The sequence below is a fragment of the Lutibacter sp. genome (assembly GCF_033723435.1).
Taxonomy (GTDB): Bacteria; Bacteroidota; Bacteroidia; order Flavobacteriales; family Flavobacteriaceae; genus Lutibacter.
The window spans coordinates 113,837-129,628 of sequence record NZ_JAWVXC010000006.1; the positions used below are offsets into that span (position 1 = coordinate 113,837).

Annotated in this window: 18 protein-coding genes; 11 read left to right on the forward strand and 7 right to left on the reverse strand. The window is 28.2% G+C overall.

Translation table 11 applies throughout. The annotated features are described in order from the left end of the window. Positions 1-2: 2 nt before the first annotated feature. Together xdhC and R3342_RS10140 are read left to right on the forward strand one after the other, a co-directional pair. Positions 3-764, forward strand: a complete 762-nt coding sequence (gene xdhC / locus R3342_RS10135) for a xanthine dehydrogenase accessory protein XdhC (RefSeq protein WP_318939918.1) — start codon at positions 3-5, stop codon at positions 762-764. Further along, a complete protein-coding gene (locus tag R3342_RS10140) occupies positions 754-1,383 on the forward strand; it encodes an NTP transferase domain-containing protein (RefSeq protein WP_318939919.1) in 630 nt (209 codons plus the stop codon). The genes xdhC and R3342_RS10140 overlap by 11 nt, the downstream gene beginning before the upstream one ends. Here the strand turns inward: R3342_RS10140 and R3342_RS10145 are convergent. Together R3342_RS10145 and R3342_RS10150 are read right to left on the reverse strand one after the other, a co-directional pair. Further along, positions 1,376-2,980, reverse strand: coding sequence for a SulP family inorganic anion transporter (locus tag R3342_RS10145; RefSeq protein WP_318939920.1), 1,605 nt, complete (start codon positions 2,978-2,980; stop codon positions 1,376-1,378). The two genes, R3342_RS10140 and R3342_RS10145, sit on opposite strands and share 8 nt — an antisense overlap. A gap of 132 nt (positions 2,981-3,112) precedes the next feature. After that, positions 3,113-3,694, reverse strand: coding sequence for an NUDIX hydrolase (locus R3342_RS10150; protein WP_318939921.1), 582 nt, complete (start codon positions 3,692-3,694; stop codon positions 3,113-3,115). Positions 3,695-3,701: 7 nt separating this feature from the next. Between R3342_RS10150 and pyrE the strand changes: the two genes are divergently transcribed. Then, positions 3,702-4,343 (forward strand): orotate phosphoribosyltransferase, encoded by a 642-nt coding sequence (gene pyrE, locus R3342_RS10155; RefSeq protein WP_318939922.1) that lies wholly within the window; start codon positions 3,702-3,704, stop codon positions 4,341-4,343. Positions 4,344-4,352: 9 nt separating this feature from the next. Next, positions 4,353-4,742, forward strand: a complete 390-nt coding sequence (locus R3342_RS10160; RefSeq protein ID WP_318939923.1) for an SRPBCC family protein — start codon at positions 4,353-4,355, stop codon at positions 4,740-4,742. Positions 4,743-4,751: 9 nt separating this feature from the next. On the opposite strand, the gene R3342_RS10165 is transcribed toward R3342_RS10160, so the two are convergent. Beyond that, positions 4,752-5,489: a biotin--[acetyl-CoA-carboxylase] ligase gene (locus tag R3342_RS10165; protein WP_318939924.1), complete on the reverse strand. Its 738-nt coding sequence runs from the start codon at positions 5,487-5,489 to the stop codon at positions 4,752-4,754. Positions 5,490-5,575: 86 nt separating this feature from the next. Between R3342_RS10165 and rsfS the strand changes: the two genes are divergently transcribed. The 7 genes from rsfS to R3342_RS10200 are packed head-to-tail and all read left to right on the forward strand — an operon-like array spanning position 5,576 to position 10,971. Beyond that, positions 5,576-5,941, forward strand: a complete 366-nt coding sequence (rsfS, locus tag R3342_RS10170) for a ribosome silencing factor (protein ID WP_318939925.1) — start codon at positions 5,576-5,578, stop codon at positions 5,939-5,941. Positions 5,942-5,979: 38 nt separating this feature from the next. Then, complete coding sequence (gene ftsH, locus R3342_RS10175) at positions 5,980-7,950, forward strand: ATP-dependent zinc metalloprotease FtsH (RefSeq protein ID WP_318939926.1); 1,971 nt, start codon at positions 5,980-5,982, stop codon at positions 7,948-7,950. A gap of 38 nt (positions 7,951-7,988) precedes the next feature. Continuing rightward, complete coding sequence (locus R3342_RS10180) at positions 7,989-8,576, forward strand: LUD domain-containing protein (RefSeq protein ID WP_318939927.1); 588 nt, start codon at positions 7,989-7,991, stop codon at positions 8,574-8,576. Positions 8,577-8,579: 3 nt separating this feature from the next. Then, entirely contained in the window at positions 8,580-9,395 is an 816-nt protein-coding gene (locus R3342_RS10185; protein ID WP_318939928.1) for a phosphatidate cytidylyltransferase, read from the forward strand. A 5-nt stretch (positions 9,396-9,400) separates the two neighbouring features. Beyond that, positions 9,401-10,051 carry a phosphatidylserine decarboxylase family protein gene (locus tag R3342_RS10190; protein ID WP_318939929.1) on the forward strand — a complete coding sequence of 217 codons (651 nt, stop codon included), beginning with the start codon at positions 9,401-9,403 and terminating at the stop codon, positions 10,049-10,051. Between the two features lie 18 nt (positions 10,052-10,069). Further along, positions 10,070-10,339: an acyl-CoA-binding protein gene (locus R3342_RS10195; RefSeq protein WP_318939930.1), complete on the forward strand. Its 270-nt coding sequence runs from the start codon at positions 10,070-10,072 to the stop codon at positions 10,337-10,339. A gap of 20 nt (positions 10,340-10,359) precedes the next feature. Beyond that, the gene (locus R3342_RS10200) at positions 10,360-10,971 is read left to right on the forward strand and encodes a YceI family protein (protein ID WP_318939931.1); all 612 of its coding nucleotides are present in this window, start codon (positions 10,360-10,362) and stop codon (positions 10,969-10,971) included. Between the two features lie 47 nt (positions 10,972-11,018). On the opposite strand, the gene R3342_RS10205 is transcribed toward R3342_RS10200, so the two are convergent. The 4 genes from R3342_RS10205 to R3342_RS10220 form a co-directional block, all read right to left on the reverse strand. Continuing rightward, complete coding sequence (locus tag R3342_RS10205) at positions 11,019-12,935, reverse strand: DUF349 domain-containing protein (protein ID WP_318939932.1); 1,917 nt, start codon at positions 12,933-12,935, stop codon at positions 11,019-11,021. Positions 12,936-13,058: 123 nt separating this feature from the next. After that, entirely contained in the window at positions 13,059-13,808 is a 750-nt protein-coding gene (gene aroE, locus R3342_RS10210) for a shikimate dehydrogenase (RefSeq protein WP_318939933.1), read from the reverse strand. After that, positions 13,801-14,826, reverse strand: coding sequence for a DUF368 domain-containing protein (locus tag R3342_RS10215; RefSeq protein ID WP_318939934.1), 1,026 nt, complete (start codon positions 14,824-14,826; stop codon positions 13,801-13,803). The genes aroE and R3342_RS10215 overlap by 8 nt, the downstream gene beginning before the upstream one ends. 8 nt (positions 14,827-14,834) lie before the next feature. Then, a complete protein-coding gene (locus R3342_RS10220; RefSeq protein ID WP_318939935.1) occupies positions 14,835-15,764 on the reverse strand; it encodes a DUF368 domain-containing protein in 930 nt (309 codons plus the stop codon). Between the last annotated feature and the right edge of the window lie 28 nt (positions 15,765-15,792).

Here is a 15,792-nt window from a genome sequence, read left to right on the forward strand (position 1 = left end):
TTATGAATAATTGGATAGAATTATTACAAGATTTTAAAAAGAAAAATCAACCTGTTGCACTTGTTACTGTTACTAAAGTTTTAGGATCTGCTCCTTGCAAGGTAGCTTCTAAAATGATTGTTACTCATCAAGGAGAATTATTTGGAACTATTGGCGGAGGAAAATTAGAATTTTTAGTAATAGATGAAGCTATAAAAGCTATTTCAGAAAATAAAATTAAAGAACTTGATTACACTTTAGGTCCAGATTTTGAACAATGCTGTGGCGGTAAAGTATCCTTAATAATTGAACCTATGAATAAATCACCTGAATTATTTTTATTTGGAGCTGGGCATATTGGCATTGAGTTATGCGCTATTTTAAAAGATACTCCTTTTAATATTAACTTGTTAGATAGCAGAAGTAATTGGGATGAAAGTATTACTATAGATAAAAACGTAACGTTTAGTAATATTGATTTTGACTTATACAAATCTTATGTTAATTGGGGTGAAAACTGTTATATTGTTATTATGACTCATGATCATAAACTCGATTTTGAAATAACTGCGTTAGCGCTTTCAGAAAAAACTAAATACATTGGTTTAATTGGTAGTAAAACCAAAAAAAATAAATTTCATCATAAACTTATAAATGAATTAGGTTTTAAAGATGGAATATCTCCTGTACATTGTCCAATTGGATTACCAATTGGCGGAAATACTCCTAAAGAAATTGCTATTAGTGTAGCAGCTGAATTATTGAAAGAATTTTATGCAACCTAATACAACATTTATTTTACTTGCTGGTGGAAAATCTGAAAGAATGGGAGTTGATAAAGGTTTGCTAAAATATCAACATACTTTTTGGATTTTAGAACAGCTGCATAGAATTTCGAAAACTACGGTTAAAAATGTTTATATTGGTTTAGGATATAATTATAAAAACTATTTTAAAGCTATTCCTTGGTTTGAAAATGCTGCAAAAAACCCTTTTGTTTTTGATGGATTAACCATAAACATTCTTATCAATAAAAATCCTGAATTTGGAACGTTTTCAACATTGCAAACCGTATTAAAAAGCCTAAAAAACAAAGAGGATGTACTAATTAACCATATTGATATTCCTATTTTAAACCCTAACGATTTTAATAAAATAATTGAACTTAAAAATACTGTTGTAATCCCTTCATTTAAAAATAAAAAAGGACATCCTGTTAAACTTTCTTATTCTTTTTGGAAACAATTAATTAAGGTTGACTTACAAAGTGAAGATGCCAGATTAGATTATCAACTAAAAAAACTTCCTGAAAAAAGCATTTCATATGTGCTTGTAAATGATTCTTCTATAACGAAGAATTTAAATACTAAAAAAGATTGGATTTCATTTTTAAATACTAATTAAAAGCTTCAGGATTTTCAACTACGTGATAACGAGGATCATCAATATCATTAATAATTACTTCACTGAATTTTAAACTACTTTTATGAAGTAACAATTTACATTCTTCGCTTAAATGCTTTAAATGAATAATTTTTCCAGCAGCTTCGTATTTTTCAACCAAATTAAAAACAGCTTCTAAAGCAGAATGATCACTAATTCTAGATTCAATAAAATCGATTTCTACATTTTTTGGATCATTTTTAACATCAAACTTATCATTAAAAGCTTTTATGGAACCAAAAAACAGGGGCCCCCAAATTTCATAAACTTTGGTTCCATCTTCTCTAATAGATTTTCTAGCTCTAATTCTTTTTGCATTTTCCCAAGAAAAAACCAATGCGCTAACAATTACACCTGCAATAACTGCAACAGCTAAATCAAAAATAACCGTTAAAGCCGAAACTAAAATCAAAACAAATAAATCGGTTTTAGGAATTTTATTAGAAATTCTAAAACTACTCCATTCAAAAGTCCCAATAACAACCATAAACATTACTCCAACCAAAGCAGCAATAGGAACTTTTTCAATATATGCAGATCCAAATACTATAAAAAACAATAGCATTAAAGCAGCAACAATTCCTGATAATTTAGTTCTTCCTCCTCCTTTGATATTAATTATAGATTGACCAATCATTGCACAACCACCCATTCCGCCAAATAAACCTGTAATAATATTTGCGCTTCCTTGTCCAATACAAACCCTATTTCCATCACCTCTAGTTTCTGTTAAATCATCAATTAAATTCATCGTCATTAAGGATTCAATTAAACCTATAGCTGCTAAAATTAAAGCATACGGCAAAATAAATTGAATGGTTTTCCAAGTAAACGGAATTTTTAAAAATGTTTCTAAATGTAATATTGGAAGACCTCCTTTTAAACCTTCTCCTCCTCCATCTTTTATAAAACTACCAACAGTAGCAACATCAAAATTTATTACAATAGCAATTATACTAACCACTAATATTGCTATTAAGGCTACAGGTAATTTTTTTGCTTGTTTAATTTTTGGTAACCCCCACATAATTAGCATAGTTAACGCAACCAAGCCAATCATTATATATAATTGATTCCCTTGTAACCATGTTTTAGTGCCGTTTACTGTTTTTTTAAACATCCCTAGCTGAGAAATAAAAATAACAATTGCTAGTCCATTTACAAAACCCATCATTACTGGATGAGGAATTAACCGTACAAACTTTCCAAGTTTAAAAACACCTGCCAAAATTTGAAAAACTCCCATTAATATTACCGTTGCAAACAAATAATACAATCCTAAATTTTCCGCTGGATTTCCCATAGCATTTCCTTCCGAAACTAAAGAAACCATAACTACAGCTAAAGCTCCCGTAGCTCCAGATATCATTCCTGGTCTACCTCCAATAACTGAAGTTATTAAGCCTACCATAAAAGCTGCATATAAACCAACTAAAGGGTCAACACCTGCTACAAATGCAAAAGCAACCGCTTCAGGTATTAAGGCCAAAGCAACTGTGATTCCAGAAAAAATATCATTTCTTACATTAGTAAGCCGTTTTTGAATAAATTCAGTCATAGTATTTTATTTACAAAAAGCGGCAAATATAGGATAATTAAATTAATTAAGATTCCACTATAAAAACAAGGAATCTTAAACTATTTAAAACCTAATTAATTGTATATCTTTTAAATAAGTTTAGGGAATGAATTAAAACAATAGTTTTATATTTTGATACGAATTTTTTAATGCTGATTTAATTTCTGCATCATTTTTAAATACAGCTTCTGTAATATCTTCTTCTTTTTGAGGCTTTAAAACGTCATCAAAATTGGTGTTCATTAGAAACCAATAAGTGATTTTTAAAATTGTTTTACCTTCTCTTTTAAATATATGATAGGTAGTTGGTAACTTTTTTTGGATAGTTAAATTGTATATTCCACACTCTTCTTCAACTTCTCTAACCGCACATTCTTTTATAGATTCACCAATTTCTAATTTTCCTTTTGGTAAATCCCATTTATTAAAACGATAAATAAATAACACTTCGTTTTTTAAATTTAAAACTTTCCCACCAGCTGCTTTTTGAATTTCAAATTTAGATTGAAATATACTCCAAGATTGCTCTAAATCACTACATATCAAACAAAAACCAGTAGAGTTGTTATTAAAAAGCGTTCCCACCAATTTTAAGATTGTACTTTCTTCAAAATTGATTTTTTTATAATTTGTTGAAATGTTTTGATTATCCGTTAAAATAATTGGATAATCGTTTACAAAAACTTTATACATTTGTAACATGATTAAGAACAAAGGTACTGCAAAAAAAACAGCCGAATTACTTTTGCAAATTAAAGCAATAAAATTGCAAACTAATAATCCGTTCACATGGGCTTCGGGATGGAATTCACCTATTTATTGTGATAATAGAATTACGCTATCTTATCCAAAAATTAGAAATTATTTACGGGAAAATTTAGCGAATATTATTGAAGAAGAATATGGAAAGCCCGATGTTATTGCCGGTGTTGCTACTGGTGCAATTGCTATTGGAATGCTAGTTGCTCAGCAATTAAACGTGCCATTTATTTATGTTCGTCCTGAACCTAAAAAACATGGAAGGAAAAACCAAGTAGAAGGATTACTTGAGCCAAACAAAAACGTGGTAGTTGTAGAAGACTTAATTAGTACAGGAAAAAGTAGCTTAAATGCAGTAAAAGCTTTAAAAGAAGCTGGAGCAAATGTAAAAGGAATGGTAGCTATATTTTCATACGGATTTGATATTGCCACCACTAATTTTGAAAAAGCTAACATAGCTTTATACACTTTAAGTGATTATGAACATTTATTAGAACAATCCTTAGATAATAATTATATATCTGAAAAAGAATTAGATACTCTAAAAAATTGGAGAACTAACCCAAGTAATTGGAAACCTTAATTAAATACAATGCAATTAGAAAGTAAAAAATCAATTATACAAAAATCTCAAAAAGATTTTTACCAATTTTTAGCCAACTTAGAAAACTTTGAGCAATTAATGCCTGAAAACATTAATAAATTTGAAGTAGATGGCGAATCGTTTATTTTTAGTTTAAAAGGCATGCCTGAAATAAGATTGGTTTTAAAAGAAAAAAAAGAATTTAATCAGCTTGTTTTTGGTGCAGCTAGTAGTAAATTAGATTTTACTTTAACTACAATTATAAACTCAATTGATGCTAATAGTTGTGAAACTCAATTATTATTTGAGGGAGATTTTAACCCAATGATGGCAATGATGGTTAAAGGTCCATTACAAAAATTTATAGATACTTTAGTGGAAAATTCTGCTAAATTATAAGTAACCTAATTAACTATCCGCAAGTCTAATTTCTTTTAAATTAAACTTGCGGATAGTTTTGTTTTTATCTAAAATTTTTAGTTTACCCTCTTCCGTAACTCCAATTATTTTCCCAGTAAAAGTTATATTATTTTTATCTACAAAATTCAATTCTAAATTGTATCCGTAAAGTTGTTTTAAGTATTTCTCTTTTAGTAAATCCAACTTTTTCTCTTTAAGCAGCAAAATTTCTGATTGAATATTTGTAATTAGCTGATTTAACAATAAATCCCTATCTATATTTTGTTTCGTTAATTTTATCAAAGAAGTTACATTTTTTAGAGATTTTGAAAAATTTTCTTGATTTACATTTAAACCAACTCCAATAATAGAGCGATTTATGTTTGCTCCTTTAAAAGTATTTTCGATTAAAATTCCCGCAAGTTTGTCCTTTCCTGACATTATGTCGTTAGGCCATTTAATCTTAAAATCACCATCGATTTGGCTATTCAGTGTAGAAATTATTCCTAAAGAAACCGCCATGCTAATATAAAATCTATAATCTATTGGTAAATTTTTAAAATTAATTAACACGCTGAATATTAGATTTTTACCAACAGATGACTGCCACTTTGTTCCCATTTGCCCTCTGCCTTTGGTTTGATATTCAGCGCAAACAATAGTATAATCACTTAATACCTTTTCATTGCTTAGCTTCTTTAAGTAAGAATTTGTGGAATCAATGGCATTAAGTTTGATTATGTTCATTTAGTTTAATAATTTTAGCAAAGTTACTTAAAACAAAAATTATCCTAAAAAATTATAATAACTTTGCAACAAACTAAAAAAAATTAATGACAAAAAGAAGTGAAAGTGCTGATAGCTTAATTGCAACTATACTAAAAGCAATTGATGAAATAAAAGGAGTTGATGTTCAATTATTAGATTTAAGAGAAATTGAAAATACAGTTTGTGACTATTTTATAATTTGTTCCGGAACCTCAAATACTCACGTAAATGCCATTTCAGGTATTATACAAAAACAAGTTGGAAAATTAGCTAAAGAAAAACCTTGGCATGTAGAAGGGGAAGGAAATGCTGAATGGGTTTTATTAGATTATATAAATGTTGTAGTACACATTTTTCAAAAACAAACTCGCGAATTTTACAATATTGAAAGTTTATGGGGAGATGCTAAAATAACTTCAATTTCTTCATAGTTAAAAAATTTAAATTACATTCTTAAGAAAAAATACAAATGGCTAACAATAATAAAAAACCACCAATTAATAAGAATATTAAACCTCCTAAATTCAATTTCTATTGGATATATGGTATTATATTCGTCCTTATTTTAGGCTACCAATTTTTAAATAGTGGAAATTTATCTTCAAAAAAATTAAGTGAAAATGAATTTAAAGCTATTTTAAAAGATAATGATATATCTAAAATTGAAATAGTAAATAAAAATATTGCAGATATATACATTAAACCAAAATCTTTAGAAAAAGAAAAATACAAAAAAGATAAAAGTTCTTTTTACAATGAAAGCATGCCACTATATTCTTATGATTTTGGGGATTTGCAGAATTTTGAAAAAGAACTAAGTTCTGAAAGAACAAAAAATAATCTTGATTTTGATACTAAAAATATAGAGAAAACAAATTTCCTAGATCAAATTTTTGTGTATTTACCATTTATCTTTTTAATTGGATTATGGATTTATTTCATGCGCCGTATGTCTGGTGGAGGAGCCGGCGGCGGAGGCGGACAAATTTTTAGTATTGGCAAATCAAAAGCTAAATTATTTGATCAAGATCAAAAAGTAAAAACCTCGTTTAAAGATGTTGCAGGTTTAGAAGGGGCAAAAGAAGAAGTTCAAGAAATTGTTGACTTTCTAAAAAGTCCTGATAAATATACTTCATTAGGAGGTAAAATACCAAAAGGAGCGTTACTTGTTGGTCCTCCTGGTACAGGTAAAACGTTATTAGCAAAAGCAGTTGCTGGTGAAGCTCATGTGCCATTTTTCTCACTTTCAGGATCTGATTTTGTGGAAATGTTTGTTGGAGTTGGAGCATCAAGAGTTAGAGATTTATTTAAACAAGCACAACAAAAAGCACCATCAATTATATTTATTGATGAAATTGATGCGGTAGGAAGATCTCGTGGTAAAAATAATATTACAGGAGGTAATGACGAAAGAGAAAATACTTTAAATCAATTACTTACAGAAATGGATGGTTTTGGTACAGATACTAATGTAATAGTAATTGCTGCAACAAACCGCGCCGATGTATTAGATAAAGCCTTATTACGTGCTGGTCGTTTTGATCGTCAAATTTATGTGGATTTACCTGATTTAAGAGAGCGTAAAGCTATTTTTAAAGTACATATATTGCCAATTAAAATTCATAAAGATGTAGATTTAGATTTTCTAGCACAACAAACTCCTGGCTTTTCAGGTGCTGATATTGCTAACTTGTGTAATGAAGCCGCTTTAATTGCAGCAAGAAAAGCTAAAAAAGCCGTACACCATCAGGATTTCTTAGATGCCGTTGATAGAATTGTTGGTGGTTTAGAAAAGAAAAATAAATTAATTTCTCCTAAAGAGAAAAAAACAATAGCGTTCCATGAAGCTGGTCATGCAACTGCAAGTTGGATGTTAGAACATGCAGCACCTTTAGTAAAAGTTACTATTGTACCACGTGGACAATCGTTAGGTGCAGCTTGGTACTTACCTGAAGAACGCCAAATTGTCCAATCAGAACAAATGTTGGATGAAATGTGTGCTACACTTGCAGGTAGAGCATCAGAAGAATTGATTTTTAATAAAATTTCAACTGGAGCTTTAAACGATTTAGAAAAAGTTACTAAACAAGCAAGAGCAATGGTAACTGTATATGGTTTAAACTCTAAAATTGGAAACCTAACTTATTACGATTCTTCAGGACAATCTGACTATAATTTTACAAAACCATATAGTGAAGAAACTGCCCAAATAATTGATAAAGAAATTTCAGAAATTATTGAAACTCAATATAAAAGAGCGCTTAAAATTTTAGAGGAAAATAAAGATAAACTTACTACATTGGCAGAATTGCTTTTAGAAAAAGAGGTTATCTTTAAAAAAGATTTAGAAACTATATTTGGTAAGCGTCTATTTGAAGATGAGCTTTTAGGAGATGTTGTTGTAGATGATGAAAAATCTGATGAAACCTCTAATAATTGATAAGTTTTTTATAATTTTGAATTTATTCAAATTAAATAATGAGTATATTCAAAAAGTTTTTTAGTTCATCGAAAAGTAAAGAGGAAATTGAGCCAGATTTAAAGATTGAGCAAAAACCGTTAGATCAATATTTTGTTCATAATTTCATTAAAAATAATGGTAAGTTTTTGTACTGTACTTCTATACAAGATGTTGTTGAAAACTTAGGAAATATTATAAATGAAAATTCTTGGGATACTTTAATTTGTGATGACATAGATTTACAAAAATTATTAAAAACTATTCCTATAAAAGTTATTGATAATTTTGATATAAATAAGCCTGTTTTTATTAGTTGTGAGCATTTAATTGCTGAAAACGGTAGTATTTTATTATCATCAAATCAACTAAAAGAAAGGAAAATTTCAGAGTTGTCTGATAATTTTATCGTGTATGCAACTACTAGTCAGCTAGTTAAAACAAAAGGAGAAAGCCTAACAGGTATAAAAATGAGGTATCAAGGAAATATTCCAAGTAACATAAGCGCCATAAAAAATTATAATATCCATTTAACAAATGATGACTTTTTAAATTACGGCAACACTAATGCAAAAAATTTATATTTGTTATTGTTTGAAGATTTATAGTACATGAAAAAACTATCTAGCCGAGCATTATCTGGATTAATATTTGTTAGTGTTCTAATTTTTTCCATCTTATTCAACAAAATTTCATTTATCATATTATTCTATATTTTAATGATTTTATGCTTATTTGAATTTGTGAGAATGATAAAATTAAAAAGTGTTTTCCCTTATATTATTGGAACATTACTTTTTATTTTTAGTAATATATTAAATGTAGAAGATGTACCATCAAGAACCATTTTTGAGTATGTAGGTGTAGCTTTGTTTTTAACTATTTTTATTTCCTTTGCTTCTATTTTATTTGCAAAAAAAGAGGAAGTGATTAGCCATTTAGGTAAAATATTTTTATCCATAATTTATATAGTAGTTCCTTTTTCATTAATGGTGCAGATTCCATTTTTAAACTCCTCTTTTAATTATGTAAATACAACTATATTAGGGGTTTTCATACTAATTTGGACAAATGATACTTTTGCATTTTTAATTGGTTCTAATTTTGGGAAACATAAATTACTAAAGCGTATTTCGCCAAATAAAACCATTGAAGGCTTTATTGGAGGAATGATTTTTACTTTTATTGTAAGTATACTGTTAACCTCGCAGTTTACAACACTTTCTCAGATTGAATGGCTTGTAATTGCAGGAATAGTTAGTACCTTTGGCGTATTAGGAGATTTAATAGAATCTATGTTTAAGCGTCAAGCAGGAGTAAAAGATAGTAGTAATTTAATTCCTGGGCACGGAGGTTTTTTAGATAGATTTGATAGTGTTATTTTTGCAGCACCATTTATATTTATTTATTTACAACTTGTACAATAAGCAATATGTTTCATAAAGAAGGATATAAAATAATTTTAACAGCAACCTTTATTGTTGGTATTGGCATTATACTAATAGATAAATTTATTGAGGATTTTTGGGTAAACAAAATACTTGCATTTACCTTACTACTTTTCTATGTTGCTATTTTACAATTTTTCAGAAATCCGAAAAGAAAAACTATAATTAATAATAAGCAAATTATTGCGCCAGTAGATGGTAAAGTGGTAGTTATTGAAGAAGTATTTGAGAAAGAATATTTTAATGATAAAAGATTACAGATTTCCATATTTATGTCACCATTAAATGTACACGTTACTCGCTATCCAATTAGCGGAAAAGTTGTATATAGTAAATACCATCCTGGAAAATACTTAGTAGCTTGGCATCCAAAATCTTCCGAAGAAAATGAACGAACAACTATTGTTGTTAATACTCCAGATTTTGGTGAAATAATGTACCGCCAAATTGCAGGAGCTATGGCAAGAAGAATAGTAAATTATGCAAATGTTGGTTTAGAAGTAACGCAAGGAGAAGATGCTGGTTTTATTAAGTTTGGATCACGTGTAGATGTATTTTTACCTCTAAACACTAAAGTTAAAGTTCTCTTAAATGATAAGGTTAAAGGTGGAGAACAAATAATTGCATATCAATAATTTTATACTTTTGTACAAATGAGGAAAGAATTAAATGAATTGGATAAATCCTTTGACGAAGCCTACTACATTGCTTCAAACACAAATATAAAGTTACCTCCTGATATTATGCTACATCTTTACGCATATTACAAACAAGCTACCAAAGGTAACAATTATGAAAAACCATCTGGAGATGTAGAATTACGTAACGCATTTAAATTAAATGCATGGATTCAACTTAGCCATTTATCAGAAAAAGAAGCAAAACAAGAATATATAAATCTTGTAAATAAACATTTAAAATAAACTATAATAACTAAATTATCATGAAAACAACAAACGTATTAGTATTATTCGTTTTAGTAACGTTAACACTAAGTTCTTGTAAAAAGACAAAAAAAGTAGAAGCAAAAAAAGCAACAAAAAGTTATACTATTGATTCTAAAGCAACCACTATTAATTGGACTGCTTATAAAACTACAGATAAAGTTCCTGTTAAAGGAGAATTTAAAGAAATTACATTAAATCAAGAAAAAGCAGCTACACCAATTGAAGCTTTAAACTCTGTCAAATTTAGTATTCCTGTTGCAAGTATTTTTACAAAAGATACTATTAGAGATGGAAAATTAAAAAAATTCTTTTTTGGTAAAATGATAGACACTAAAAATATTACAGGATCATTTGACTTAAAAGGAGACAATACTGGTTCTTTAATGTTAACTATGAATGGTGTTACAAAAGAACTCCCTATAACTTACGCCATTAAAGATAAATTAGTTACTGTTGAGGGAACTTTAGATTTAAATAACTGGCAAGCACAAGCTGCATTAAGTGCACTAGACATTGCTTGTAAAGAATTACATTCTGGTAAAGATGGTATTCCAAAAACGTGGAGTGAAGTTAAGATTGAGGCAACAACTCAACTTAAATCTGAATAAATAAACATCTAAATTATATAAAAAAAGCAGCCAATTGGCTGCTTTTTTTAGTATTCTAATTTCTTTAAATAATCCAATTTAGAATTCCAAATTTCTAAATTAGACTTATAATTATTTATATCTTTTCTTACATTTTTAACTAAAGGATTATCTTCCGTAACATTAGAAATAAATCCTAAATTATTTTCAAGTTGTTGAATTTCTCTAACAGTTTCATCTATCTTTTTTCTAATAAACAACTGTTCAGAATCTAATTTTCTATAATTATTTTGCTCTAAATAACTATTAATTAAGTTTTTAAACTTAATCATTTCAATTTCAGTTTTATCTAATTTATCAGAAGATTCAACAATTTTATCTAACAGCTTATTAAATTTAACTTCAATATGTTTCATTTCAAATGGAACTCTACCTAAAGCTCTCCACTCATCTACATATTTTGTTATATCATCCATGGTAAATTCAGATTCTTTATCCACTTCCGATTTTAATTGAGCATACATTTCTTTCTTCTTATTAAAGACTTCTAATTGCTCTTTATTACCTTCATTTTGTTTATTATGTAACCTGTCAAAATAAAAATTACACGCATCTTTAAATTCTTTCCAAAGTTTATCGGAATATTTTCTAGGAACGTGCCCAATATTTTTCCAATCTGCTTGAATTTTCTTAAAAACATCTGTCGCTACATCCCAATCTTCACTTTCTTTCATGGATAAAGCCTGTTCAACAAGTTGCTTCTTCTTATTTAAATTTTCAAGCTGCTCCTTTTTAACTTCTTTAAAATAGTTATTTTTTTCTGTATTGAATTTTTTGGTTGCTGTTTTAAATTTCTCCCAAATTAAATTACTCTTTCCTCTTGGAACTTGACCAATACTAAAAAATTTATTTCTTAGTTTTTCAATTTCATTAATACTTTTTTGCCAATCAGATCTGTTAGAATTTTTTGAAGTATCTACAGCTTCAATTTCAGCAATAACTGCTAACTTTTTATCGATATTTTCTTCAAATTTCGATTTTAATTCTTTATAAAATTGATGACGTTTTTCGTGTATTTTGTTTGTAGCTTCACTAAATCTATTCCAAACTTCTTCTCTTTCTTCTCTTGCAACTGGACCAACTTCTTCTTTCCAAAGTTTATGTAAAGTTTGTAATTCTTTAAAAGCTACGGATACGTCTTCTAATTCTGTTAATTCTTCAGCACGTTTAATTAATTTTAGTTTTTCTTCTAAATTATGCTTAAAATCTAACTCTCTTAAATCGTTATTTAAATGAAGTAAATCGTAAAAACGTTCGGTATGATGGTGATAAGTACGCCAAGTGTCATTATATTTTGCTCTAGGAATAGGACCAATTTTTCTCCATGAATCTCTAATTTCCTCAAACTTTTTGTACATAGTAGCTCCATCTGCATTTTCAATTAATTGCTTTAAAGCTTCTATTAAATTTAGCTTAGCCTCTAAATTTTCGTTTAATTTATTTTCTTGATTTTTATAGAACTCATTTCGTTTTTCTTTATAATCATAAAGAATACTATTGTATGTAGATTTTAAAGGAAATTCAAATTTAAAATCAATACTTTCTCCTCCTTCACTAATAAATTTTTCTTTCTCTTTTTTAAGAATTTCTCCAAATTTAACATTAAAAACACTCTTAATTTTGTTTACATTATCATTAATAGATTGTATTGGATTGTCTTTAATTAAATTTCTTAATTCATCAACCAAATCTTCAAGGCTAAAATCTTTATATTCCTTCATCTGAACAGCTTCAACCTTATCAGTTTCCGCTTCTTCAGCCACTTTACCCTCTATTTCATCAATAGCTTTATTTGAGGTTTCAACTACTGGCTTTTTTTCAGCAACTGGAATAGTTTCCTCTTTTTTTTCTATTTTTTCTTCTGTTTGATTTGGAGTTGAATCGATTTCATTTCCGTTTGGTATATTCTCTTTGTCGTCTAACATATAAAAATGTTTAAGGTTCGTTTTTATGTATTCAAAACTAAGTAAGTTAGTTATTTTATAAAAAATACATTTTTTATAAGATGAATACTTTATTTAAAAGTTGCGTAAATTTAAGCAAATCATTTATGAATTCCATATTTCCCACGATTTTTCTGCTTGTAATTGAAGCATTTCTAATCCATTCTTAATTTTTGCACCTTTCTTTTTAGCAGCCTTTAAAAAAGCGGTCTCCTCTGGATTATATATTAAATCAAAAGCGATATGATTTTTAGTGATAAATGAATATGGAATTTGTGGTTTTTCATTAATATTTGGAAAAGTTCCGACAGGAGTACAATTAATAATAATTTGATGATTCTCTAATATTTTTTCGTCTAATTCATTATACAACAATACATTTCCACTTTTACTTCGTGAAACGAATTTAAAATCAATTCCCATTTTTTTTAAACTAAAAGCTATTGCTTTTGATGCTCCTCCTGTCCCTAAAATTAAAGCTTTTTTAGATTCTATATTTAATAAAGGTTTAATGGAATTTATAAATCCATAAATATCCGTATTGTACCCAATTAACTCGTTATCGTGTGTTATTTTTATAGTATTTACTGCTCCAATTGCTTTGGCATTTTCACTTAAATCATCTAAGTATTTAATTATGCTTTGCTTATATGGAATTGTTACGTTTAAGCCTCTAAATTCCTCTTCTCTATGATATAACAAAAATGGGAATTCCTCTATTTCAGGAATATCAAAATTTACATATTTATAATTTTTTAAGTTTAATTTTTCAAACTTTTCTGTAAAATACTTTTTAGAAAAAGAATAGGAAATATTTTTTCCAACTAATCCAAATTTAGTGCGGTTGTTATTCATCAATATACTCTTTTCGTTCTGTTCCATATTTATCTATTAACAATATAGCCCCAGCTCCTAATAAAATATAGAAAATAGCTATCCAAGTTTGTGACATTGAAAAATCAGGTAAAAATCTTTCAAAGTTTTTAATTATTTTATTTCCATTAGCATCTAACATAATTTCACCATTAAGTACTTTGTAAATTGCTTTTTTCCAAGGCCAAACCATTCCTAAAGAACCTGTAATAAAACCAATAATAATAGCAATTACCAGTTGATGCCAACGTTTTAATACATAGCCTAAAATATGAGAAATAAAAACCAAACCAAATGCAGATCCTGCTGTAAAGGTGGCTATAATTTTTAAGTATTTTATTTGCTCAATATTATCTAAAAAACTGAAATCTCCAGTAATAACTTGTGTTAGCGTTTTAAGTAATACGTTAACGGAATCAACCAATAATAACACGTAATTTCCCATTAAAATTAAGATAAATGAGCCAGATAAACCTGGCAATGTCATTCCTGACACACCAATTATACCACAAAAAAACACAAACCAAAGGTTATCATTTTCCGTAGCTGGACTCATAAAGCTAATTAACAAACCGGCTGTTACTCCAAAGACTATTCCTATTATATTCCTCAATCTCCAATCGTTAAAGTCCTTTGAAATATAATATATGGATCCTAAAATCATACCAAAAAAAGTACTCCAAACATATAACTCGTAATACTTTAATAAATAATCTAACGCAAGAGAAAAACTAAAATAACTAAACATACTTCCACCTAATACTAAAAGTAAAAAAGTAGCATTTACATAATTATAAAAACTTTTAAATCTTCCATTAATTAATAATAATAATGCTTTATAGTTAATTTTACGAAAGGAATAAATAAGTTCTTCGTAAAAACCTAAAACAAAAGAAACCGTTCCACCAGAAACTCCGGGAACTTTATTTGCTGCTCCCATAGTTAATCCTTTAATAAAAAGGAAAAATTTATCTAGTAAACTTCTTTCTTTTCGAGCCATAATTGATTTTATTGCTTGGTCGAATAATTTGCTGCTTTTTCTAACAGAATTATAATAATAAAACCAATTATAGCCAAAAGTATTGCCCAAATTAATTCAGGATTTCCTTTATATGCATTTGGCAAAACACTAACATCTTTTATTACTATTAATTTATTGCCAAACATTTTTGATTCTATCACATTTTTCCATGGCCAAATTTTATTTAATGACCCCAATATGAATCCTGTTAAAACAGCTAATGTGCTATTTTTATAATGTGCAAATAGCCATTTTAAAATATTAGAAAAAGTAAGTAATCCAACAATTGCTCCAGCAGCTACAATTCCTAAAAGTTTTACATCTCTATTATGTACAGCATCTAAAACTGGTTTATACGCACCTAAAAGTACAAGTATAAAAGCTCCTGAAATACCGGGTAAAATCATTGCACAAATAGCTAAAGCACCAGCTAAAAACAAAAATAAAGGCGAAGAGTTTTCCGTAATTAATGGTTGCAATGTCGTTATATAAAATGCTAGAACTGCTCCTGTAATTAATGCAAATATTACTAACGGACTCCATTTTGTAATTTGTTTTCCAACATATAATATGCTTGCTAATACTAAACCAAAAAAGAACGACCAAACCATTACTGGTTTATGTTCTAATAACCAAGAAATTAATTTGGCTAATGATAAAACACTAATAAAAATTCCAGAAAGAAGCGCCACCAAAAAATTACCATTTATTGCTTTCCAAACTCCTTTTATCCCTTCTGTTTTAAAAGTCTTTAACGTATGTAAATTTATTGAGCTAATAGATGTTAGTAATTCCTCATAAATTCCGGAAATAAAAGCTATTGTTCCTCCTGAAACTCCTGGAACAACGTCTGCAGCGCCCATAGCTATTCCTTTTAGAGTAATAATTAAGTAATGTTTTAATTTTCTTTGTTGCATTTGTCAAGTTTAATTATCCGACAAATGT